Annotated in this window: 21 protein-coding genes; 17 read left to right on the forward strand and 4 right to left on the reverse strand. The window is 34.4% G+C overall.

The annotated features are described in order from the left end of the window. The first annotated feature begins 16 nt into the window (after window positions 1-16). The 3 genes from SOM12_RS22530 to SOM12_RS22540 all read left to right on the forward strand — a co-directional run bounded on the left by SOM12_RS22530 (window position 17) and on the right by SOM12_RS22540 (window position 6,253). Entirely contained in the window at window positions 17-1,507 is a 1,491-nt protein-coding gene (locus SOM12_RS22530; RefSeq protein WP_320495585.1) for a cellulase family glycosylhydrolase, read from the forward strand. Window positions 1,508-1,621: 114 nt separating this feature from the next. After that, entirely contained in the window at window positions 1,622-3,568 is a 1,947-nt protein-coding gene (locus SOM12_RS22535) for a sialate O-acetylesterase (RefSeq protein WP_320495586.1), read from the forward strand. Window positions 3,569-3,856: 288 nt separating this feature from the next. Next, window positions 3,857-6,253, forward strand: a complete 2,397-nt coding sequence (locus tag SOM12_RS22540; protein ID WP_320495587.1) for a glycoside hydrolase family 95 protein — start codon at window positions 3,857-3,859, stop codon at window positions 6,251-6,253. A 184-nt stretch (window positions 6,254-6,437) separates the two neighbouring features. On the opposite strand, the gene SOM12_RS22545 is transcribed toward SOM12_RS22540, so the two are convergent. Next, on the reverse strand, window positions 6,438-6,989 hold the full coding sequence (locus tag SOM12_RS22545; RefSeq protein WP_320495588.1) for a CvpA family protein: 552 nt from the start codon (window positions 6,987-6,989) through the stop codon (window positions 6,438-6,440). A gap of 244 nt (window positions 6,990-7,233) precedes the next feature. Here SOM12_RS22545 and SOM12_RS22550 point away from each other — a divergent pair, with 244 nt between their 5' ends. From SOM12_RS22550 to SOM12_RS22575, 6 genes are all read left to right on the forward strand, one after another. Then, window positions 7,234-7,590, forward strand: coding sequence for a hypothetical protein (locus SOM12_RS22550; protein WP_095928457.1), 357 nt, complete (start codon window positions 7,234-7,236; stop codon window positions 7,588-7,590). A gap of 171 nt (window positions 7,591-7,761) precedes the next feature. Beyond that, window positions 7,762-8,211 carry a hypothetical protein gene (locus tag SOM12_RS22555; protein WP_320495589.1) on the forward strand — a complete coding sequence of 150 codons (450 nt, stop codon included), beginning with the start codon at window positions 7,762-7,764 and terminating at the stop codon, window positions 8,209-8,211. 84 nt (window positions 8,212-8,295) lie between these two features. Next, window positions 8,296-9,315 (forward strand): phenylalanine--tRNA ligase subunit alpha, encoded by a 1,020-nt coding sequence (locus SOM12_RS22560; RefSeq protein ID WP_248728619.1) that lies wholly within the window; start codon window positions 8,296-8,298, stop codon window positions 9,313-9,315. A 162-nt stretch (window positions 9,316-9,477) separates the two neighbouring features. Further along, window positions 9,478-9,885: a hypothetical protein gene (locus tag SOM12_RS22565; RefSeq protein ID WP_320495590.1), complete on the forward strand. Its 408-nt coding sequence runs from the start codon at window positions 9,478-9,480 to the stop codon at window positions 9,883-9,885. A 247-nt stretch (window positions 9,886-10,132) separates the two neighbouring features. Then, complete coding sequence (locus tag SOM12_RS22570; RefSeq protein ID WP_320495591.1) at window positions 10,133-10,909, forward strand: isocitrate lyase/phosphoenolpyruvate mutase family protein; 777 nt, start codon at window positions 10,133-10,135, stop codon at window positions 10,907-10,909. Between the two features lie 6 nt (window positions 10,910-10,915). Continuing rightward, window positions 10,916-11,962: a methylated-DNA--[protein]-cysteine S-methyltransferase gene (locus tag SOM12_RS22575; RefSeq protein WP_320495592.1), complete on the forward strand. Its 1,047-nt coding sequence runs from the start codon at window positions 10,916-10,918 to the stop codon at window positions 11,960-11,962. A 148-nt stretch (window positions 11,963-12,110) separates the two neighbouring features. On the opposite strand, the gene SOM12_RS22580 is transcribed toward SOM12_RS22575, so the two are convergent. From SOM12_RS22580 to SOM12_RS22590, 3 genes are all read right to left on the reverse strand, one after another. Beyond that, window positions 12,111-13,106 carry an NAD(P)H-dependent glycerol-3-phosphate dehydrogenase gene (locus SOM12_RS22580; protein ID WP_095928453.1) on the reverse strand — a complete coding sequence of 332 codons (996 nt, stop codon included), beginning with the start codon at window positions 13,104-13,106 and terminating at the stop codon, window positions 12,111-12,113. A gap of 372 nt (window positions 13,107-13,478) precedes the next feature. Beyond that, window positions 13,479-14,636: an iron-containing alcohol dehydrogenase gene (locus SOM12_RS22585; protein WP_320495593.1), complete on the reverse strand. Its 1,158-nt coding sequence runs from the start codon at window positions 14,634-14,636 to the stop codon at window positions 13,479-13,481. Between the two features lie 178 nt (window positions 14,637-14,814). Next, complete coding sequence (locus SOM12_RS22590; RefSeq protein WP_320495594.1) at window positions 14,815-15,576, reverse strand: type 1 glutamine amidotransferase domain-containing protein; 762 nt, start codon at window positions 15,574-15,576, stop codon at window positions 14,815-14,817. A gap of 85 nt (window positions 15,577-15,661) precedes the next feature. Here SOM12_RS22590 and SOM12_RS22595 point away from each other — a divergent pair, with 85 nt between their 5' ends. From SOM12_RS22595 to SOM12_RS22630, 8 genes are all read left to right on the forward strand, one after another. Next, window positions 15,662-16,567: a LysR family transcriptional regulator gene (locus SOM12_RS22595; protein ID WP_320495595.1), complete on the forward strand. Its 906-nt coding sequence runs from the start codon at window positions 15,662-15,664 to the stop codon at window positions 16,565-16,567. Window positions 16,568-16,634: 67 nt separating this feature from the next. After that, window positions 16,635-16,991 (forward strand): PKD domain-containing protein, encoded by a 357-nt coding sequence (locus SOM12_RS22600; RefSeq protein ID WP_095928450.1) that lies wholly within the window; start codon window positions 16,635-16,637, stop codon window positions 16,989-16,991. A 107-nt stretch (window positions 16,992-17,098) separates the two neighbouring features. Further along, window positions 17,099-17,791 (forward strand): NUDIX hydrolase, encoded by a 693-nt coding sequence (locus SOM12_RS22605; protein ID WP_320495596.1) that lies wholly within the window; start codon window positions 17,099-17,101, stop codon window positions 17,789-17,791. A gap of 74 nt (window positions 17,792-17,865) precedes the next feature. Then, the gene (prs, locus tag SOM12_RS22610; protein ID WP_320495597.1) at window positions 17,866-18,699 is read left to right on the forward strand and encodes a ribose-phosphate diphosphokinase; all 834 of its coding nucleotides are present in this window, start codon (window positions 17,866-17,868) and stop codon (window positions 18,697-18,699) included. A gap of 17 nt (window positions 18,700-18,716) precedes the next feature. Beyond that, window positions 18,717-19,556, forward strand: a complete 840-nt coding sequence (locus tag SOM12_RS22615) for an ADP-ribosylglycohydrolase family protein (RefSeq protein WP_095928447.1) — start codon at window positions 18,717-18,719, stop codon at window positions 19,554-19,556. A 147-nt stretch (window positions 19,557-19,703) separates the two neighbouring features. After that, a complete protein-coding gene (locus SOM12_RS22620; protein WP_095928446.1) occupies window positions 19,704-20,039 on the forward strand; it encodes a hypothetical protein in 336 nt (111 codons plus the stop codon). 2 nt (window positions 20,040-20,041) lie between these two features. After that, complete coding sequence (locus SOM12_RS22625; protein WP_320495598.1) at window positions 20,042-20,911, forward strand: hypothetical protein; 870 nt, start codon at window positions 20,042-20,044, stop codon at window positions 20,909-20,911. 165 nt (window positions 20,912-21,076) lie between these two features. Then, a complete protein-coding gene (locus SOM12_RS22630) occupies window positions 21,077-22,159 on the forward strand; it encodes an adenylosuccinate synthetase (RefSeq protein ID WP_320495599.1) in 1,083 nt (360 codons plus the stop codon). Window positions 22,160-22,163: the final 4 nt, after the last annotated feature.

Below are 22,163 nucleotides of genomic sequence, written 5' to 3' on the forward strand. Positions count from 1 at the left end.
ACTTAACTTAAACCAAATGAAAAAAACAATCAACGATTACTTCTTGAGTTTTATTTTATGTTTTGTTTTTCTAGGAGTTTCAGCCTGCAGTTCAGATAAAGAAGAAGTTCCAGTAAGTATAAAAACGCTTACTGCGAGTACGAGTAAAATCGATTTTGAAAGCAAAGAAAATACAATAGAAGTAACGGTTAATTCCAATGGAGTTGCTTGGACATTGAGCAATCCTGTCAGCTGGATAAAATTAAGTTCGACTGCTGGAACATCAGGAAGTACCGTGGTAAAAATTACCGCTTTAGAAAACACGACTACAGCTTTGCGAAATGCTGTGATTACTTTGACAAGCACCGAATTGCCGTCTGCAACAATTTCAGTTTCTCAGGCAGCAGGAAGTTTATATCCAAGTTACAATACCAATCCAATTGCTGCGGATGCTTCCGGAATGGGAAGTTCTGCGGTCGAATTGGCAGCAAAAATCAAATTGGGATGGAATATCGGAAATACTTTGGAAGCAACTGGAGGAGAAACCGCTTGGGGAAATCCAAAAGTAACCAAAGCTTTAATTGATGCCGTAAAAGCAAATGGTTTTAATGCCATCAGAATTCCGTGTTCTTGGAATCAGAATTTAGAAAATGCTGCAACAGCAAAAATCAAAGCAGATTGGCTAAATCGTGTTAAAGAAGTAGTGCAATACTGCATTGATAACGATATGTATGTTGTGGTAAACATTCACTGGGACGGCGGCTGGCTGGAAAACAATATTACCGAAGCCAAAAAAGTAGAAAACAATGCGAAACAAAAAGCGTTTTGGGAACAAATTGCAACACATTTACGAGGTTTTGACGAACATTTACTTTTTGCAAGCGCCAACGAACCAGCGGTTGAAGATGCTACTCAAATGGCAGTTTTAAATTCGTACCATCAAACTTTTATCGATGCAGTTCGTTCAACGGGAGGAAAGAACGCCACTCGTGTTTTGGTAGTTCAGGGACCAACGACAGATATCGAAAAAACAAATAAATTAATGACTACATTGCCAACAGATAAAGTTACTGGCAGAATGATGGTCGAAGTACATTATTATGCTCCGTGGAATTTCGCAGGTTTAACCAAAGACGAAACTTGGGGTAAAATGTTCTATTATTGGGGAGCAGGATTTCATTCTACAACAGATACAGAACGAAACGCAACTTGGGGCGAAGAAGCCGATTTAGAAAAGAATTTTAAATTGATGAAAACCCAATTTGTAGATAAAGGAATTCCAGTTTTATTGGGAGAGTTTGGCGCCATCCGCAGAACCACTTTAACAGGAGATGCTTTGACCTTGCATTTAAACTCAAGAGCTTATTATTTAAAAACGGTGGTCAAAACAGCAAAAACAAATGGATTATTACCATTTTATTGGGATGAAGGAAGTACAGGAAATAATGGTTTCGGAATTATGAATAGAACCAATAATACCGTCTTCGATACACAAGCTTTAAACGCTTTAATCGAAGGATTAAAGTAAAAAATGTAGTTAAACCATATAAGTGATATAAGATAATTTAAGTTTAGATTGAGATTATAATTTATATTTACTTATATCACTTATATGGTTTAAAAAATATTTAAATTAGAAAAAATGAAAAAGAATGTAATATTTATTTTTCTGTTAATTAGTGTTTTAGCTAATGCTAATGTGAGAATGCCTTTAATATTCTCTGATGGAATGGTGCTTCAAAGAGACAAACAAATTCCGATTTGGGGTTTTGCTGATGCGAATGAAAATGTAGAAGTCCATTTTAATAAACAAATCAAGAAAACGACAGCCGATAAAAACGGAAAATGGACGGTAAATTTAAGTGCTGAAAAAGCTGGCGGACCATTCGAATTGATCGTAATCGGAAAAAATAAAATCACCATCAAAAATGTTTTGGTCGGTGAAGTCTGGATTTGCAGCGGACAATCAAACATGGAATTTCAGGTTTTCAAAACGATGAATTCAGAAAAAGAAATCAATAGTGCAGATTATCCAATGATTCGTCATTTTGGTGTTGCCCAAGATTTAAGCGGAACTCCAAAAGACGATTTAAAGCAAGGAAAATGGGAAGTGGCCAACAAAGAAAATGTAGGCAACTTTACAGCAGTTGGCTATTATTTCGCTAGAAAACTATATTCAGAATTAAAAATCCCAATCGGAATCATCAATACTTCTTGGGGCGGAACCAATGTTGAAACTTGGACAAGCCGTGAAGCTTTCGAAAACAGTTCCGATTTTAAAGCCATGATTGCCGACGTTCCAACTGTAGATATCAATGCCATTTTTGAAACGTATAAAAAATCGGTTTTAGAAAATTTAAAAAAAGTTCAGGGTTTTGATGTTTCGATGGAAAACGAAGATCAATTTAAAAACGCAACTTTTCAGGATAAAAACTGGCCTGAAATAAAAGTACCTTCACTTTGGGAAAACCAGCAAATCGGCAATATCGACGGAATTGTCTGGATGCGAAAAACCATTGTTTTAACCGCAGAACAAGCCAAAAAAGAAGCCACTTTGCATTTAGCAAAAGTCGATGACGAAGACAAAACGTATGTAAACGGAGTTGAAGTTGGAACCAATAACCTTTGGGATGCTAAAAGAGTTTACAAAATTCCGGCAAACGTTTTAAAAGAAGGAACAAACGTAATAGCCGTAAGAATTACAGATTACAGTGGCGGCGGTGGAATTTACGGTGATCCAACAGATTTAAAAATCGATTTTAAAGATTCAAATCTTCCGCTTGACGGACTTTGGAAATTCAATGTCATAAAAGTGAGAATCGAAGTTTCACCAAACAGTTATCCATCGTTATTGTACAATGCCATGGTAAATCCGTTAGTGCCTTATGCAATGCAAGGCGTTTTATGGTATCAGGGTGAAGCTAATGTTTGGAGAGCGGCAGAATACAAAAAATCATTTCCGTTAATGATCAACGATTGGAGAACAAAATTCAAACAAGGAAACTTCCCTTTTTATTTCGTTCAATTGTCCACTTTTGATGAATTCGGAGGCAACAGTCAAAAAGGAAGCCGTTGGGCAGAACTTCGCGAAGCGCAATCGGAAACTTTAAAATTACCAAACACAGGAATGGCTGTTACAACCGATATTGGAAATGCAAAAGACATTCACCCAACCAATAAACAAGATATTGGTTTGCGTTTGGCAGCTATTGCGATGAACAATATTTACGGCAAAAAACAAGTTCACAGCGGACCAACGTATAAATCTCAAACAATAAAAGGAAACGAAATTATCCTTACTTTCGATAACATCGGCAGCGGATTATCAACACCTAATAATGTTGAATTAAAAGGATTCGAAATTGCAGGTGCAGACAAAGTTTTTCATTCCGCGAAAGCGATAATCAAAGACAACAAAATAATTGTTTCGAGCGATAAAGTTCGGAATCCCGTAGCAGTTCATTACGGCTGGGCAGATGATGATACGGCAATTAATCTTTTCAATAAAGAAAAATTTCCCGCATCGCCATTCAGAACAGATAATTGGGAAATGCTAACGGCGAATGAAAAGTATAAAGTGAGTAAATAGTTTTTGAGTACTTAGTGATTAGTCCCTAGTAAAGAGCTAAATAATACGTAACGATAGATGTTCCACTAGGAACATTTCGTCGGTAGAAATTTCATCGGTGGCAATGGAAATCCGTTGAATAAAATGGATATAACAAAAAATGTTCCGTAGGAACATCTGATTTGGTACCGTTTTTTATCCTAACAGGTTTTAAAAACCTGTTAGGTATGACTAGATTTTTTTATTAGTTTAGATAAAAAATAAATACCTAACAGGTTTTTAAAACCTGTTAGGATAAGATAACACAATATGATAAAAAAAACATTTTTCATCTTACTTCTCACGTCTTGCTACACAAACATTTCGGCGCAATCCAAGAATGTTTTATGGTACAAACAACCCGCAGAATTCTTTGAAGAAAGCTTGGTTTTAGGAAACGGAAAAATGGGAGCAACGGTTTTTGGAGGCGCCAATTCAGACAAAATTTATTTGAATGACATTACGCTTTGGTCAGGCGAACCTGTAAATGCCAATATGAGTCCGGAAGCTTACAAAAATATTCCCGCAATTCGAGAAGCATTAAAAAACGAAAACTACAAACTGGCCGAAGAACTGAATAAAAAAGTCGAGGGAAAAAATTCCGAATCGTATGCGCCTTTAGGAACATTAGAAATCAATAATTCCGAAAAAGGGAAGGCAGTAAATTATCATCGTGAACTGGATCTTTCAAATGCTATTTCTAAAGTTAGTTACGAAATGGCGGGTATCAAATATACGCGAGAATATTTCGTATCGGCTCCAGATAAAGTTATGATTATCAAACTGACAGCCGATCAAAAAGGAGCTTTAAACTTTGATATCAATCTAAAAAGCCTTTTAAAATCAAATGTTGAAGTGAGAAACAATATTTTGGTTCTAAAAGGTTCTGCGCCAATTCATGAAAACGCAGGGTACAATGTTTCTCCAAAATATTTGAGCTTAAAAGAAAGAGGAACACGATTTACAGGTTTGGTCCAAATCAAAAAAACAGACGGAAAAGTTACAAGTTCTCGAGAATCGTTAACGCTAACAGATGCAACCGAAGCAATTATTTATGTTTCTGTGGCAACAAGCTTTAACGGTTTTGACAAAAATCCAGCATCAGAAGGATTAGACGAGGTATCGATCGCCTTGCAAAATCTGAACAATGCCTACGCAAAACCATTCGATAAACTAAAGGAATCTCACATTGCCGATTATCAAAAATTCTTCAATCGTGTCGATTTAGATTTAGGAAAAACAGGTGCTCCAGATTTGCCGACCGACGAACGTTTATTGCGTTATGCTGAGGGAAAAGAAGATAAAAATCTAGAAATTCTCTATTTCAATTTCGGACGTTATTTATTAATCAGTTCATCTAGAACTTTGGGCGTTCCAGCCAATTTGCAAGGACTTTGGAATCCGCATTTGAGTCCGCCTTGGAGCAGTAATTATACGATGAATATCAATTTGGAAGAAAATTACTGGCTGGCAGAAAACACCAATCTTTCAGAAATGCATTCGTCACTTTTGAGTTTCATTAAAAATCTTTCGGTAACAGGAAAAGTTACAGCCAAAACTTTTTATGGTGTAGATAAAGGTTGGGCTGCAGCGCATAATTCAGATATTTGGGCAATGACTAATCCCGTTGGACAGTTTGGAAAAGAAGATCCGATGTGGGCGTGCTGGCCAATGGCGCAGGCGTGGCTGAGTACACACATTTGGGAACATTATACTTTTACCCAAGATGTAACTTATTTGAAAAAAGAAGGATATCCGTTAATGAAAGGCGCAGCCGAGTTTTGTTTAGGCTGGTTGGTTACCGATAAAAATGGAAATTTAATTACATCGCCTTCGACTTCGCCAGAAAATCAATATAAACTGGCAGATGGTTTTGTAGGTGCGACATTGTATGGAGGAACTGCTGATTTAGCCATGATTCGCGAATGTTTTGAAAAAACCATAAAAGCTTCAAAAGTGCTAAATACAGATGCTGATTTTAGAAAAAAACTAGAGACAGCACTTTCAAAATTGCATCCGTATCAAATTGGAAAAAAAGGAAATCTTCAGGAATGGTATTTTGATTGGGATGATAATGAACCGAAACATCGTCATCAATCGCACTTATTCGGACTTTTCCCTGGCGATCATATTACACCGTTAAAAACGCCTGATTTGGCTGAAGCTTCTAAGAAAACTTTGGAAATAAAAGGTGATGAAACCACAGGCTGGTCAAAAGGCTGGCGAATTAATCTCTGGGCAAGACTTTGGGACGGGAATCGTGCCTATAAAATGTATCGTGAATTACTTCGATATGTTGACCCCGACGGGAAAAAAACAGAAAAACCAAGAAGAGGAGGAGGAACGTATCCGAATTTATTCGATGCGCATCCGCCATTTCAAATTGATGGTAATTTTGGAGGAGCAGCTGCCGTTGCCGAAATGTTGGTGCAGTCAAATGAAAATGAAATTAGATTATTGCCTGCTTTACCAGACGCTTGGTCAGAAGGTTCTGTAAAAGGGATTTGCGCAAGAGGCGGATTTGAAATTGAAATGACTTGGAATGATAAAAAACCTGAAAAAGTGATTATTTCCTCTAAAAATGGAGGAAAAACAACTTTGATTTTCGGCGATAAAAAACAAGAAATTGTTTTGAAAAAAGGAGAAAGTATAGAAATCAAGTTTTAGAAAAGCTTCGGAGAAGCGAAATATTTATAGAAAAAAACAAGCGTTCAAGATATAAAAGAGCTCCAGCGGAGCGACATATTTGGATTTTAAATAATTTATATGTCGCTCCGCTGGAGCTCTTTTTGGTTTGATTATTAAATTTCTATAAATATTTCGCTTCTCCGAAGCTTTTTTATATTTGAATTTATTTTTTTTCAGATTCAGAAGTTTCTTTTTCTTCATCTTTTTGAGTATGTTCTTTTTTAAAAGTCTCGTACCATTTTTCAATCGACGGATAAACAAAAGCAGCAACTTTCTTCACTGGATTATAAAAAATATAACTATCTAAAGTTTCCTTTTTAGCCAATGTATTATTGAAATTTATCTTTTCGAACAAAGCAATAAAAATACTTAAGATCAGAATGGTTTTTAAAACCCTAAAGAATCCGCCTCCGAGTTTGTTCATCCAGCCTAACATGGCAAGATCGGCAATTCCAGTTAAGATTTTGGCTAAAAAATAAACGCCAATTACAACTAAGATAAAAGTCAGGATAAAAGCCGTAATTTGAATATTGGTCGGATTCCAAGAAACGTGTTTTGAAATCATTCCCGTCATTAACGAAGAAAATTTAATCGCAAGATAAATTCCTAACAGCAAAGAAATGAAAGAGGCAACTTCTACAAAAAGTCCATTTTTAATGCCTTTGTACAAACTGTATCCTAAAAGCGCGGCTACAATAATATCAAAAAAACTCATGTTTTACGGGTGTTTAATAAAGGCGCAAAGATATGTTTTTTTTAAGGTTCAAATGTGTAGAGAGACAAAGGTTCATGGGGTTTATGGCAGATGTAATTTTATGTGTTTAATTTTTTAGGCACATTGTGTTCGAACTCTGTATCTTTGCAAATCAAATTTAGAGTACAGATTGTAATTCTGCCCCCCTTCAGAATTGAATTTTTGAGCAATCTAATATCTAAAATCAACAATCTAAAATCATATAATGTCTAGAGATACACAATTAAAAGAGCGCTGGGAAAAGCTCGTTGATATACTTTCCAATCAATTTTCGCAAGGCGAAGATTTAGATTTGGATGCCATAATTTACCTAATCGGAGTTCAAGAATACGGAAAAGTGCACCGCGAATACAAAAAAGACGAAAAACTGAATTTGATGCACATTGCAATCTGTCGATTGTTAGAACCATACGGATTTTATGAATTCGAATATTTCGATGAAGAAGGCTGGCCTCATTACAAAGTAAAAGAAAATTTGCCGCCGTTAAAAGCAGGAGAACAATCGGTTTTAATGAAAGAAGCGATTGTAAGTTATTTTTTAGAAAGAAAACTTATTGAATAGATTTTTTTTAGTGTTCAGTATTCAGTTTGGAAGTGTTCGGCGCTGTAAACGGAATATTGACCACTAAAAACCTGACCACTGACCACTAAAAAAATGTGCAGATACGCAATGACATCTTATAAGCCTCATTATGCTTGTTTTAATTGTCGAAAGACCTTTAAAAGAAGACTGATGGTTGATGTGAAAAAAGGAGAAACATCGGTTTTTGAAGCCAAATGTCCGCAATGCGGAGAATTTATGGCGAATATGGGATTAGATTTTGAATCGCCTAAGAAAGACGATGTCAAAAAGTGGGAACATATTAAAAGTTTATTTTCTGTAGGCATTACGTTTCACTCCTGCGGTTGTAGCGGGCCGGGCTATATTCCGAATTCAAAAGAAAAATTAGTAGAGTATTTTGAAGGGATAAAAAAAAGATATCTTGAAAATATTGGCTTTTGGCGCAGTAGAATTGAACCAACAAATAAACAAGAACGAGAACGGGATTTAAATAAAAACTGGCATAAACTCAGCAGTATTTCTTCTAATTACAAAAAGGAAATAGTAACCAATCAAGAAGGTTTAGATTATTGGCATGGAAAGATTAAACAAGTTGAAGAAAAGTTAAATCTGATAAAATAATTTACGGAAAACCTAAAACTGCGACAGTGACCGCACACTTTCAACTAAAAACACTAAATTTGTACTCTCAATTATCGAAGGAAAATGATAGATAAGATAAAACAACATATAGAGGAAGCTAAAGCCTTTAATGAGAAAAATAAAGAATCGTTAGAACAATTCCGTATTAAATATTTAGGAAGTAAAGGTTTGCTGAAAGAACTTTTTACTGAATTTAAAAATATACCAAACGACCAGAAAAAAGATTTTGGACAAGTAATCAATACTTTAAAAGCGGTTGCTGAAGAAAAAGTAAGAGTTATTCAGGAAGAACTAGAAAGCAAAGAAGAGTCTAAAGGAATTTTTGGAGATTTAACACGTGCGGCAGAACCGGTAATTATTGGTTCTCGCCATCCGATTTCTATCGTTAAAAATCAGATTATAGATATTTTTGCTAATATCGGATTCAATGTTTCTGAAGGACCAGAAATTGAAGACGACTGGCATAACTTTACCGCATTGAACTTGCCAGAATACCATCCGGCGCGTGATATGCAGGATACGTTTTTCATTCAAACCAATCCAGATGTTTTATTGCGTACGCATACATCATCTGTTCAGGTGCGTTATATGGAAAATCATAAACCGCCAATTCGTACAATTTCTCCAGGACGTGTTTTCCGTAACGAAGCGATTTCATCTCGTTCGCACTGTATTTTCCATCAAGTAGAAGGATTGTACATTGACAAAGATGTGTCTTTTGCCGATTTGAAACAGACGTTACTTTATTTTACAAAAGAAATGTTTGGAAAATCTAAGATCCGTCTTCGTCCATCTTATTTTCCATTTACAGAGCCAAGCGCTGAGATTGATATCTATTGGGGATTAAAAACAGAAACGGATTACAGAATCACAAAAGGAACGGGTTGGTTAGAAATTGGAGGTTGCGGAATGGTAGATCCAAACGTTTTGAAAAACTGTGATATTAATCCAGATGAATACAACGGATTTGCTTTCGGAATGGGAGTAGAGCGTATTGCTATGCTTTTATACCAAATTGGAGATATCCGTATGTTCTATGAAAACGATGTTCGTTTCTTAGAGCAGTTCAAATCAAATATTTAGGAGCTATTTCCTGCTGTCCGCTGTATCTTTTGTTTTTTAAAGAAAAAAACAAAAGGATGCCGCTTCCATCAGGGCTATGGCTTTACGTTATAATTTACCTTTACAATAAACAAACCTTTGTTGAAGCTTCAGGCTTTGACAAAGGTTTTTAAAATTTAATAGATGAAAAAAGATATAATAATTCCAGAAGTTGAAAATGTATTTCTTGCTGCAGTGCAGGAATGGAGCGACGATTTTATGGAAAAAGTGTGGTACGCTTATTTGGTTAATGACAGTGATTTTAATTTAGACAGCGTAATGGTAGTTTCAAAAGCATTTGGAACTATTGATGGCGAAATGAAAAAGACTTCAATCTTGCGTCATGCATTCGTTGAGGTTCCTTCGGTTTCTGTTGTAAAAATAGAATTAGTCGAAAAAAGCCTTTTACCGCTTAATAATGAGTTTATGGTAACTTTCTTCATCGGAAATACTTTATACGATAAGAAATTCATTTTTAAAGCCAATTCGCTTGACGAAAACAATACGGAAGAAGTGCCTATTTTGTTTGTTGAGGGGATAATGGTCAAATAGTATTCAGTGGTCAGTTTTTAGTGGTCAGTTTTACGATAAAAAAAAAGTCAGATAAATAATTCATTCTGACTTTTTTTATTTAATACCTAAACTCAAAACTATGACGGTGACTGATTACTTAAAAAACAGTATGAAATCACGATCATTTATGGTCGTGATTTTTTATTTAAAAAAAATAGTTGTCAATTTTTCGGTTGCAGAAGGTTTTCTCCTAAAAGTACTTTTGTCAAAACTAAAAGAGTAAAATATGACAACAAGATTTGAAGAATTCAGAAAACTGAACTATAATGAAAGTCCGCTATTACTTGGCAATGTTTGGAATGTTCAAAGTACATTGCAATATGAAAAATTAGGATTTAAAGCACTTGGAACTTCAAGTGCAGCCATTGCTTCTGATTTAGGTTATGAAGATGGGGAAAATATGCCTTTTGAGGATTATTTTTTTATGATTCGAAAAATAAAATCGGCTGTAAAAATTCCTTTAAGTGTTGATTTAGAAGCTGGTTATGGTGATACTGTTGAGGAAATAGTTGCAAATATTTCAAGATTATATGAAATTGGAATAGTCGGAATTAATATTGAAGATTCGGTTGTTATCAACTCAAAAAGAGAAATAACAGAAACAAAATCTTTTGCAGCAAAATTGAAAGCAATCGTAGAAAACTTAAAAAAGAAAAACATTGATATGTTTATAAATGTGCGTTCTGATGTATTTCTTCTAGATTTACCGAACAAAATGGAAGAATCTAAATACAGATTAAAACAATATGAAAAGGCTGGGGTTGATGGTGTTTTTCTTCCGTGTATTACAAATGAAAATGATATAAAAGAAATTGCCGCAATAATAAAACTTCCTCTTAATGTGATGTGCATGCCTAATCTTTCTAATTTTGAAAAGTTAAAAGAATTGGGAGTAAAGCGCATTAGTATGGGGAATTTTGCAAATGATTTTCTAAACAAACAATTAGAAAAAGTTACTTTACAGATACTTGAAAGAAATAGTTTTTCTCCCATTTTTGAATAATCGGTTATGGAACTTACAGACGATATAATGTATCAGGCAGCAGTAAATAAAGACACTTCTTTTGAAGGAGTGTTTTTTACTGCGGTTAAAACAACTGGAATATTTTGCCGACCAACTTGTACAGCTAGAAAACCAAAAAGAGAAAATGTAGAATTTTTTACCAGATCAAAGGAGGCTATTTTAAAAGGATATCGGCCATGTAAAGTTTGTTTTCCTTTGGAAAAATATAATGAAACGCCTGATTTTATAAAGGAGATTTTAAAAGAGCTTTCAGAAAATCCAGCTCTAAAATTCAAAGATGCAGATTTAATACAACGCGGAATTGAACCGAGTAAAATGCGACGATGGTTTTTAAAAAATCATAAGATTACATTTCAGGCTTATCAAAGAATGTTTCGTATTAATAGCGCTTTCAAAAAGATAAAAGAAGGAGAAAGTGTTACTTCAACAGCTTTTGATATTGGTTATGAATCTTTGAGTGGTTTTAATGATTCTTTTAAATCGATATTTGGAGTTTCTCCTAAAAATAGTAAAGCACAAAATATAATTGATCTTAAAAGAATAGAAACTCCGCTCGGAACGATGTATGTCTGTGCAGTAAAAGAAGGAATTTGTTTGCTCGAATTTACAGACAGAAAAATGCTGGAGACAGAATTTAAGGCATTGGCAAAAACATTCAATGCTTCAATTATTCAGGGAGATAATATCCATTTTGAAATTTTAGAAGAGCAATTAAAAGAATATTTCGAAGGAAAAAGAAAGAAATTTACAGTTCCGATTTGCTCTCGAGGATCTGATTTTCAAAATAAAGTTTGGACAACGCTACAAAATATACCTTATGGAGCTGTGAGAACTTATAAAGAGCAGTCTATTGCCATTAATAAACCAGAAGCAATTAGAGCTGTAGCTAATGCAAATGGAGCAAACAGAATTTCAATACTTATTCCGTGTCATCGTGTTATAGGTTCAAATGGAGAACTGACAGGATATGGAGGCGGATTATGGCGAAAGAAATGGCTGTTGGAACTGGAGAAAAAGAATGCTAAAGGTTAGAAGAAAGGAGAAAGAGACAAGAAACAAGAGTAAAGACTTTTATTTCGAGATAAAAAAAAGAGCCAAACTGAATTAGTCTTGGCTCTTTATTCTATATTCTTTAATAAGGTCTTTCCTCTTGCTTCTTGTCTCTTTTCACTAAAAAAACTTAATCCAAAGATTCCGTTAATTTCCTGAAAACCGTTTTAGCGTCTTTTCCTTCGTATAAAACAGCGTAAACAGCGTCTATAATTGGTGTTTTTGCTCCGTAACCTTGATTTAGTTTATAAGCACTTTTTGTTGCGTAATAACCTTCGGCAACCATGCTCATTTCCATCATGGCACTTTTTACGGTGTACCCTTTTCCGATCATATTTCCAAACATTCTATTTCTAGAGAAAACAGAATATCCTGTAACCAACAAATCGCCTAGATAAGCCGAATCGTTAATGTTACGTTTCATTCGGTGTACTTTTCTAATAAATTTCTTCATTTCGCGAATCGCATTACTCATAAGAACCGATTGGAAGTTGTCGCCATAACCTAAACCATGCGCAATTCCGGCAGCAATGGAGTAAATGTTTTTAAGCATTGCCGCATATTCAGTTCCGATGATGTCGTCTGAAATTTTGGCTTTAATATAATTTCCAGAAAGTGTTTTGGCTACAATTTTAGCTTTATCGGGATCGCCGCAAGCAATTGTCAAGTACGAAAGTCTTTCTAAGGCAACTTCCTCAGCGTGGCAAGGTCCTGTAATAACTCCAATATTGTAATATGGAATGTCGTACTGAATGTGGAAATGTTCGCCGACAATTAAACTCGTTTCAGGAACAATTCCTTTAATAGCAGAAAAAATGATTTTATCTGATAAAGAAACCGTCATGTTTTTTAACTCGGCATCTAAGAACGCAGAAGGAATTGCAAAAATAATGTAATCTGCATATTCTATTGCTTCATTTATATTGTTGGTTAATTTGAGTTTTTTGGTATCAAATTCAACAGAACTTAAGTAGTTCGGATTGTGCTTGAATTTCTCGATATGCTCAATAGCAGCATCATTGCGCATGTACCACGAAATTTCAGAAAGATTTACACATAACATTTTTGCAATTGCCGTTGCCCAGCTTCCTCCACCAATCACTGCAAATTTTAAGTTTTCGCTCATTATTTTAATAATTTAAAACAAAAGTACTTAATAATGTGCTAATAAAGCAAAATCTGGTTTAAGAAATTTTGAAAACAAGCTTTAATTGCAATGACTTTCAAGAAGTTTAAGAACAAAATATTTTTTTTTAATGCCCAAACAATAAAACTATCTGACTTGCGTTATAACAAATTATAAATTAGAATTTTAATGAATTTAAAAAAAATTGAGTTAGTTAGTTTTGTTTTAGTATTTTGAAAAGGCGTTACTAAACTTGTTAAGAACGCCTTTTTTAATGAAATTCCAAATTTTAAAAAAATCCCAATAAAAAAATTCCAAATTCCAATATACTAAGATTGGAATTTGGAATTTTAAAAATTTGGAATTTATCCCTTAATAACTAAGTTCCACAATAGATTTTACTTTATCTAAAGTTACCAGTTGGTTTTCTCCTAAACCTTTCCAGCCTCTTTCTTCAAAACGATTTACGATAAAATCGGCAGTTTTAGAATAGTCTTCTGTATATTGAGAAAGTTTAGTGTCCATTCCCATTTTATGGAAAAATTCAACCGTTTTGTTGATGGCTTCTTTTGCAACTTCTTCGTCAGAACCAGTCAAGTTGAAGATTCTTCTTCCGTATTGTGCTAGTTTTGCTTTTTTAGTTTCAAACATTACATGGTACAAACTTGGCCCAATTATCGCCAAAGTTCTAGCATGATCAATTTCATAAAGCGCTGTCAATTCGTGACCAATCATGTGCGTTGCCCAATCGCTTGGAACACCTTTCTGAATTAATCCGTTTAAAGCCATTGTACAGCTCCACATAAAATTAGACGCCAAAGTATAATCAGTTGGGTTTGCTACGATTCCGGGACCAACTTCAATTAAAGTCTGTAGAACACCTTCTGCAATTCTATCCTGAAGAAATGCATCCGTAGGATACGTTAAATATTGTTCCATAACGTGCGTGTACGCATCTACAACACCATTTTCGATTTGTCTTTTTGGTAAAGACGTAATTACTGTAGGATCACAGATTGAAAATTGAGGAAATAAAGCACTTCCGCCAGAAGATAATTTTTCTTGAGTTGCTTCAATTGTTACCACATATCCAGAATTCATTTCGCTTCCTGTTGCCGGTAGCGTTAAAACTGTTCCAAATGGCATTGCATTTTCTTTAATTAAAATTCTTTTTTGAAGAATGTCAATCGGATTTCCTTCAAAGTTTACTGCGCCTGAAATAAACTTCACGCCATCAATTACAGATCCGCCACCAACAGCCAAAATAAAATCGATTTTTTCTGCTTTGATCACATCAACCGCTTTCATCAAAGTTTCAAATCTCGGATTGGGTTCAATTCCACCAAATTCTACAATTTCAAAACCTTTAAGGTTGTTGATTACTTGATCGTAAATTCCGTTTTTAAAAATACTTCCACCGCCATAAGCCAAAAGCACTTTTGCACCTTTTGGAACTAAAGTCGAAAGTTTTTCAATTTGTCCTTTTCCGAAAACTAAATTCGTCGGATTATATAATTCAAAGTTGAGCATTTTTTTAGCGTTTCTAAGATGCTAAGTTTCTGAGTTTTTTGCTTTAGAACATAAATTCTCAGAAACTTAACATTGTGATTTATTAATTTTTATTTTCCCATTTAGTGAATAAGAGATTGAGTTTTTAGATTTCTAAAAGAAAACCTTAGCATCTTAGAGCCTCAGTCCCTTAGACCCTTTATTTTAACTCTTGTAACAATTTTGCAGCTACCAATTTAGATGAAGCTGGGTTTTGTCCGGTTATCAAAAGTCCGTCTGCAACTGCATATGGTTGCCAGTTTGGACCTTTAGAAAAAATTGCTCCGTTGGATGATAAAGCATCTTCTAATAAAAACGGAACTACTTTTGTTAATCCAACAGCTTCTTCTTCCTCATTGGTAAATCCGGTTACTTTTTTGCCTTTTACTAGATATTCACCTTTTACTTTTACATTTTTCAAAACAGCAGGCGCGTGACATACAAATGCGACTGGTTTATTGTGCATGTAAAAAGATTCGATTAAAGCAATTGAACTTCTATCTTCAACCAAATCCCAAAGCGGACCGTGACCTCCCGGATAAAATACAGCGTCGTAATCTTTTTGGTTAACTGTAGAAAGCTTTAAAGTGTTTTTTAATTTTTCCTGTAAAACTTTATCAGCGTCAAAACGTTTGGTGTCTTCCGTTGCGGAAGCTGGATCGGCACTTTTTGGATCAATTGGCGGTTGTCCTCCAAGTGGAGACGCAATTGTAATTTCAACACCTTGATCTAATAATTCGTAGTAAGGAGCAGCAAATTCTTCAGACCAGAACCCTGTTTTTTCTCCTGTATTGCCCAGTTTATCATTGCTGGTTACAACAAATAATACTTTTTTCATACTTTTCTTGTTTGATTTTTGAGCTTCTGCAGAAATGCTTACAGCTGTAAATGCAGTTATTGCGAATAGTGCTATTTTCTTCATAATATTAAATTTTGAACAAATTTACGGCGAAAGTGATATCAGTAAAAATAAAATAAACTATGTTTGTTATTATTAAATTTATATCATGGTAAATCTAGAATGGTACAGAACATTTAAAGCGGTTTATAAAAATGGTAATTTTTCGATCGCTGCAAAAGAGTTGTTTATGAGTCAGCCTGCCGTTAGTCAGCAGATTTCAATGCTTGAAGCACATGTGGGGAATAAATTGTTTAATCGGAAATCGAAAGGAGTTGAACCAACCGAATATGCTAAGTTACTGAATAATTTGATTATAGACGCTCTTGACAGGCTTGAAAGTGTCGAAACTAGTTTCCGGGCTAAAGCAGAAGATGCTAATCGATTAATTTCTGTTGGAATCTCTAAACATCTTTTTGACTGTGTTGGTAATCTTTTAATTTCAAAGTTTGATTTAATCGATTTTACTTTTGCAGAAAACGACGAACTTTTTGCTTTAGTAGACGCTAAAAAACTTGACTTTGCCATTACAACAAAAAGATTTGACACTTTTGATACCACTTATGAAATTGTTGGAAAAATCAAACTGATTTTAGTTGCTCCAACAAGTTTGGATATAACAGAGTTCCGTCAGAAATTAAAATCAGATAATTTTACTGAGATAGAGCAATGGCTCAATGCCCAAAAATGGTACAGTCACGATGCTAGAATTCCGCATATAAAATTATTCTGGTTGCATGCTTTCAATAAAAAGAGACCGTCGATGGTTCCAAATTACATTATACCTTCAGAATCAGAAATGCTAAGGCTTTTGGCTAAAAATGAAGGAATCGCAGCAACTTGGAATTGTAATGCCAGAAATTATATTAAGGAGAATAAATTGCAGTTAGTTTGGAATAGCTTTCATGTTCCAGAAGAATTTGTGTATTTGTTGGTGCCAAAAAATAATAATGTAAAGTCATTTTTTGATATTATTGAGAAAGAATTAAAGCTGTTTTTTGGAAATCGATTGTGATTTCAATCCTGTGTTCGTGTGTTTTAAAAGTTTAATTTTGATAAGTAAACCACTAAAATTTTCAAAAATGAAAAAGATTGCAACAGTGTTAATCCTAACTGCAGCTGTACTTATAAGTAATTCGTGCAGTAAACATGACGACGAAGTGATAGTAGATTGTTTAGCGGAATCAATTTTTGTTAAAATACATAATTCAACTGATGCTACTAATCCGAAGTTGATGAATTACTCATCTGAGTATACAGGAACAGGAACTTTGGTTTCTGTAAAATGGACATTTGGTGACGGATCTACAGGAACTGGTACGGCGGTAACACATACTTATGCGGCTGCAGGTATATATGAAGCTAAGGCTGAAGTTACGGTTAAAAAAGATGATGCAGAATGTACTTCTATACCTAAAAGAACTGTTACAGTTAACTAAGAAAAGTTAAGAGATATTGATGAGAGTCAATTTTATAGTTTAATGCAAGAGCATAGATTATAAAGTTGACTCTCATTCGTTATATTTGTTTGATATGATTTATGAATATGGAAAAGTTACAAAATATTAGAATTGCGGTTGATGCGATTGTTTTTGGTTATAAAAACAATGGTTTATATGTTTTATTAATTGAACAAAAGTTTGGTTCTTCAGATAAATATTGGGCACTACCAGGTGGTTTAGTGCAGAACGACGAATCTTTGAGCGATGCCGTTATTCGTGAATTGCATGAAGAAACCAATGTGCAATTAACGTTTATGGAACAGTTGTACACTTTTGGCGATGATATTTACAGAGATTCTAGAAACCGTGTTATTTCGGTGGCTTATTACGCTTTGGTTGATGCTTCCAACTTAGAAATTAAAGCAGATACAGATGCAGAAAGAGTACAATGGTTTAAAATTGATGAAATTCCGTCTTTGGCTTTCGATCATAATTTGATTTTAAAGAAAGGAATAGAAAGATTAAAAGCCAAACTAACTTACGAACCAATTGGTTTCGATTTACTTCCGGAGGAATTCTTATTCTCAGACCTCGAAAATCTTTATTGCACGATTTTAGAAAAAGAAATAGATCGCCGAAACTTCAGAAAAAAAATACTGAGCTATGGTTTTTTAGAAGAAACCGATAATTTTTCTCCAATAAGAAGCGGAAGACCAGCAAAATTATTTAAGTTCAATAAGCTTAAATACAATGAGTTAATTGATAAAGGCTTTCACTTCGAAATAAAGTTTGCGTAATTTTTACACAAAATAAATTGTTTATTTAAAATTAAATCCTACATTTGCGTATAATTAACGCAAACTAAAAAACTATGATACTAAATCTCGACCCAAAATTCGCTCCATTTCAAAATCAGGAAGAAATCAAATTTCAAAGTTTTACTTTCTCAGGAGGAGAACCACACATCAAAATCGCTCCAGATTTTGATCCAAATAGAAAAGTTACCATTACACATCGATTGAATTCATTCAACGATTTAGGTTTGTTATGCGTTACAGTTGATGCGCTAAGAAGAATGGATGTTAAAATCATTGATCTTTTTATTCCGTATTTCCCAGCTGCGAGACAAGATCGTGTTATGATTCCTGGCGAGCCATTATCTGTAAAAGTATACGCCGATATTATTAATGCAATGCAATTGAACAAAGTTTTTGTTTTTGATACGCATTCAGAAGTAACTCCAGCTTTGTTGAATAATAGTACCGTAATTCCGAATTACACTTTTATTAAAGAAGTTTTGAATAGAATTGGCGAAAACGTAAAACTGATTTCTCCAGACGGTGGCGCTTTGAAAAAAATCTACAAAGTATCTGAATTTTTAGGTGGTGTTGAGGTTGTAGAATGCAGTAAAAGCCGCGATGTAAAAACGGGGAAATTATCTGGTTTTAAAGTTTACAATGAGGATTTGCAAGGAATGGATTGCTTAATTGTAGATGATATCTGCGACGGAGGAGGGACTTTTGTAGGATTAGCCGAAGAACTAAAAAAGAAAAACGCAGGAAAACTGTACTTAGCAGTAAGCCACGGAATTTTCAATAAAGGTTTTGAAGTTTTAAACTGCTTTGATGGCATTTTTACAACCAATTCTTTTAAAGATTTTGAAGGCGAAAGCGTTCAAGTGATTGGATTAGATCAATTAATTTAACTTTTGAATCGTAAAAAATGATACTAGAAGCAGCAATAGGAGACGCTTACGGAGCAGGATTTGAATTTCAGGAGTTAGATTATATCATTAAAAATAATCATTTAACGCAATATCATAAACATGGTCTGTATACAGAAATCTATAAAAGATATACTGACGATACACAAATGGCCATTGCAATAACAGAACTTTTATTGGAAGATGACAATTGGAATGAAGTTAAAGTTGCCGATAAGTTTGTTGAAGTTTTTCATAGAGATAAAAGAAGAGGCTATTCAGATAGAGTTTATAACGCATTAGACGCTAGTAAAAACGGAACTGATTTTCTAAAAATTATCGATAATAGAAGCAGCGGAAATGGATCGGCCATGCGAGCTTACTCAATTGGACTTATAAAAGATGTTAATCAGTTATTGGATTTTTGTGAAATTCAAGCGAAAACATCTCATTTTACTGCAGAAGGAATTAGCTGTGCTAAAAGAATAGCTTTAGCGGTTCATTTTTACAAATATAAATTGGGAGACAAAAGCTCTTTGATAGATTTTGTAAATGATACTTTAAAAGAAAAAGAAGTATACAAAGTAACATCGCCAATTGACATGCATGGGTATTTTACAACTCAAGCTGTTATCAAAATGGTTTCTGAAGCAGATTCTATGCAGGATTGTTTAAAAAGAGGAATCGATTATGGTGGAGATACAGATACCGTTGCAGCTTTGTGCATGGCGATTTTGAGTCAGAAAGAGAATTGCGAAAAAACACTGCCAAAGTTTTTATATGATGAATTAGAAAACGGCACATACGGAAAAGATTTTCTAATCAGTTTAGATCTTAAATTGAAAGAAAAGTTTCATTGAGATTAGAAGTTTCACGTTTCAAGTTGTTGTTGCGAGTGTGAAGCATGAAAAAAAAAATACTATTAACTTTTTCAAGTTTAAAACCAAATTTCAGGCCCAGCATACAACCTGAAACTTTAAACCTGAAGTAAAAACAACCAAAATATTATGAGCGACGATTTAAAACCAAGATTTATTGAATCTTTAAAAAGAAACAATGATCAGATAAGAGAAGACAGAGCCAAAGTAATTGGTGAGGATTCAGAATTAATATACAGAAGAAGAGTCGAAGATATCGAATTAAAAATCAAAAGACTCGAAAGAGAACAAGAAGGACTGATCGATATTAGTCCATTGGATAAAAACAGTTTGACTTTTGCCGATTTTCAGCCAGAAGCCTTTGTTCAGAAAGACATGGAGCTTTCGTTGACGATTAGAAATTTAAACATCCAGTTTGAGGTTACAAAAAAGAGATTTGAATATTTATTTGGTAAAAAATATTAGTCATGGGAGGTACAAGATATGATTTCGGTGCTCGTGAAGACAGAGCAAAAAAAGTAGGTTATGCTAGTAAATCAGCTAGCGAGATTTTTACACAGAATGCATTACGAATGGCTCATGAATCGATGAACCCAAACGGAGTGATTTTTAGAGAAGCAAGAGATTCAGATGTGCATCCCAATACAGTTCCGATTATTTTAGGATTGGACGTTACAGGAAGTATGGGACATATTCCACATGAATTGATAAAAGAAGGACTTCCGAAATTAATGGGAGGAATTATTCAGGGTGGCGTTCCAGATCCAGCGCTTTTATTCTTAGGAATTGGCGATCACGAATGCGACAGATATCCGCTTCAAGTTGGACAGTTTGAATCTGGCGATGAAGAATTGGACATGTGGTTGACAAGAACCTACATTGAAGGCGGAGGAGGAGGAAACGCTGGTGAAAGTTATCTTTTAGCATGGTATTTTGCAGCTTTTCACACCAAAACCGATGCTTTTGAAAAAAGAGGGCAAAAAGGATTGTTGTTTACTGTTGGTGATGAGCCAGGTTTAAAAACACTTCCAGCTTCAGCAATTAAAGAAATTATGGGGCAGGGACAACAGACTTATACGCATCTTGAATTATTAGCAGAAGCGCAAAAAAAATACGATGTCTATCATATTAGTGTATTGCATTCAGGACAAGCTATCAATGCTGATGTAGAATGGAAAGAATTACTGGGACAAAACTGTTTGTCTATAGAAGATCACAGAGAAATTCCAAACGTAATTAAAAAGATCATTTGCGATAAACATAAAAGTTCTGGCTTAGGAACGATACCCGTTTCTGATGCAAGTGATAGCAGTTTGGATGCTATAGAAATGCTTTAAATATTTTAAACACATAGAATCATAGATTTCTTTTTTTGAATTTGAGAGATTGAAAAAAGAAACTAGTTTCTAACACATAGCAACTATGTGAATTGAAATAAGTGAAACGCCTTTTAAAGTTTCCAAAAATCTATGTCTCTATGTGTTTAAATCAATAACAACAAAATGAAAACAGCGAAAATAGTTATAGGTTTAGGATTTGGTGATGAAGGAAAAGGCATAACCACAGATTTTCTGGCGAAACAAAATCCTGAATCAATAGTTATTCGGTTTTCGGGAGGACAGCAGGCCGCTCATACCGTCATGATTGGCAATAGAAAACACGTTCATTCAAGCTTTGCAAGCGGAGCACTTCGCGGTCTTCCGTCTTATTACAGCGAACACTGTACGATTCATCCGCTTTTTTTATACAACGAAACAGAAGAATTGAAAGAAAAAGAGGCTAATCTGGATTTGTACATTCATCCTTTAGCAAAAGTCACCACTCCTTTTGATGTATGGCATAACAGGGGAAATGCTAGGAATATTGACCACGGAACCTGCGGAAAAGGCATTGGATCAACAATGAAAAGAAACGAAGGTCCGTATAAATTATTTGCTATAGATTTGATTGCGCCTCGAGAAATGCTTTTAGAAAAACTAAACCAAATCGCCTATTACTATGGTTTTTTAAACGAAAGCGAAATCGACGAAGAAGTCAATCAATATCTGGAAGCAATCGATAAATTGAAATGGAATATTGTTGATTATACGTTTCTTTCAAAATACGAAAATCTCATTTTTGAAGGCAGTCAAGGAATTTTGCTTGATATGGATCACGGTGTTTTTCCGAATGTAACCTATGCCAATACCACTTCAAAAAATGCAATTGAAATTTGTAATAAACTAAAGATTGAAGATGTAGCCATTTATTACGTAACCCGAAGTTATTCAACCCGCCACGGACACGGCTGGATGGCTAATGAAGGAGAAATTAAATTAAAAAATAACGAAGAAGAAACTTGTGTTTTTAACGAATACCAAAAACATTTACGTTTTGGAAAGTTGAATTACGAACTTCTGAATTATGCTCTAAAACTCGATGCCGCTTACAGCCCAATGGCAAAACGAAATTTGGTTGTAACCTGTATGGATCAGTTGGAGCAGGATTATGAGTTTGAAAGTCTCACAATAACGTTCAATGAAATTTATGGATCATTTTCACCCGATTCAAAAGATTTTAAAAACATTACTTCTTTGTTTCAATAAAATA

It is taken from the genome of Flavobacterium sp. CFBP9031 (assembly GCF_034044945.1).
Lineage (GTDB): Bacteria > Bacteroidota > Bacteroidia > Flavobacteriales > Flavobacteriaceae > Flavobacterium.

What these genes read in the sequence shown, in the direction of transcription:
- SOM12_RS22530 (WP_320495585.1), top strand. Translation starts at nt 17, where the DNA reads ATGAAAAAAACAATCAACGATTACTTCTTGAGTTTTATTTTATGTTTT.
- SOM12_RS22535 (WP_320495586.1), top strand. Translation starts at nt 1,622, where the DNA reads ATGAAAAAGAATGTAATATTTATTTTTCTGTTAATTAGTGTTTTAGCT.
- SOM12_RS22540 (WP_320495587.1), top strand. Translation starts at nt 3,857, where the DNA reads ATGATAAAAAAAACATTTTTCATCTTACTTCTCACGTCTTGCTACACA.
- SOM12_RS22545 (WP_320495588.1), bottom strand. Translation starts at nt 6,989, where the DNA reads ATGAGTTTTTTTGATATTATTGTAGCCGCGCTTTTAGGATACAGTTTG.
- SOM12_RS22550 (WP_095928457.1), top strand. Translation starts at nt 7,234, where the DNA reads ATGTCTAGAGATACACAATTAAAAGAGCGCTGGGAAAAGCTCGTTGAT.
- SOM12_RS22555 (WP_320495589.1), top strand. Translation starts at nt 7,762, where the DNA reads ATGGTTGATGTGAAAAAAGGAGAAACATCGGTTTTTGAAGCCAAATGT.
- SOM12_RS22560 (WP_248728619.1), top strand. Translation starts at nt 8,296, where the DNA reads ATGATAGATAAGATAAAACAACATATAGAGGAAGCTAAAGCCTTTAAT.
- SOM12_RS22565 (WP_320495590.1), top strand. Translation starts at nt 9,478, where the DNA reads ATGAAAAAAGATATAATAATTCCAGAAGTTGAAAATGTATTTCTTGCT.
- SOM12_RS22570 (WP_320495591.1), top strand. Translation starts at nt 10,133, where the DNA reads ATGACAACAAGATTTGAAGAATTCAGAAAACTGAACTATAATGAAAGT.
- SOM12_RS22575 (WP_320495592.1), top strand. Translation starts at nt 10,916, where the DNA reads ATGGAACTTACAGACGATATAATGTATCAGGCAGCAGTAAATAAAGAC.
- SOM12_RS22580 (WP_095928453.1), bottom strand. Translation starts at nt 13,106, where the DNA reads ATGAGCGAAAACTTAAAATTTGCAGTGATTGGTGGAGGAAGCTGGGCA.
- SOM12_RS22585 (WP_320495593.1), bottom strand. Translation starts at nt 14,636, where the DNA reads ATGCTCAACTTTGAATTATATAATCCGACGAATTTAGTTTTCGGAAAA.
- SOM12_RS22590 (WP_320495594.1), bottom strand. Translation starts at nt 15,576, where the DNA reads ATGAAGAAAATAGCACTATTCGCAATAACTGCATTTACAGCTGTAAGC.
- SOM12_RS22595 (WP_320495595.1), top strand. Translation starts at nt 15,662, where the DNA reads ATGGTAAATCTAGAATGGTACAGAACATTTAAAGCGGTTTATAAAAAT.
- SOM12_RS22600 (WP_095928450.1), top strand. Translation starts at nt 16,635, where the DNA reads ATGAAAAAGATTGCAACAGTGTTAATCCTAACTGCAGCTGTACTTATA.
- SOM12_RS22605 (WP_320495596.1), top strand. Translation starts at nt 17,099, where the DNA reads ATGGAAAAGTTACAAAATATTAGAATTGCGGTTGATGCGATTGTTTTT.
- prs (WP_320495597.1), top strand. Translation starts at nt 17,866, where the DNA reads ATGATACTAAATCTCGACCCAAAATTCGCTCCATTTCAAAATCAGGAA.
- SOM12_RS22615 (WP_095928447.1), top strand. Translation starts at nt 18,717, where the DNA reads ATGATACTAGAAGCAGCAATAGGAGACGCTTACGGAGCAGGATTTGAA.
- SOM12_RS22620 (WP_095928446.1), top strand. Translation starts at nt 19,704, where the DNA reads ATGAGCGACGATTTAAAACCAAGATTTATTGAATCTTTAAAAAGAAAC.
- SOM12_RS22625 (WP_320495598.1), top strand. Translation starts at nt 20,042, where the DNA reads ATGGGAGGTACAAGATATGATTTCGGTGCTCGTGAAGACAGAGCAAAA.
- SOM12_RS22630 (WP_320495599.1), top strand. Translation starts at nt 21,077, where the DNA reads ATGAAAACAGCGAAAATAGTTATAGGTTTAGGATTTGGTGATGAAGGA.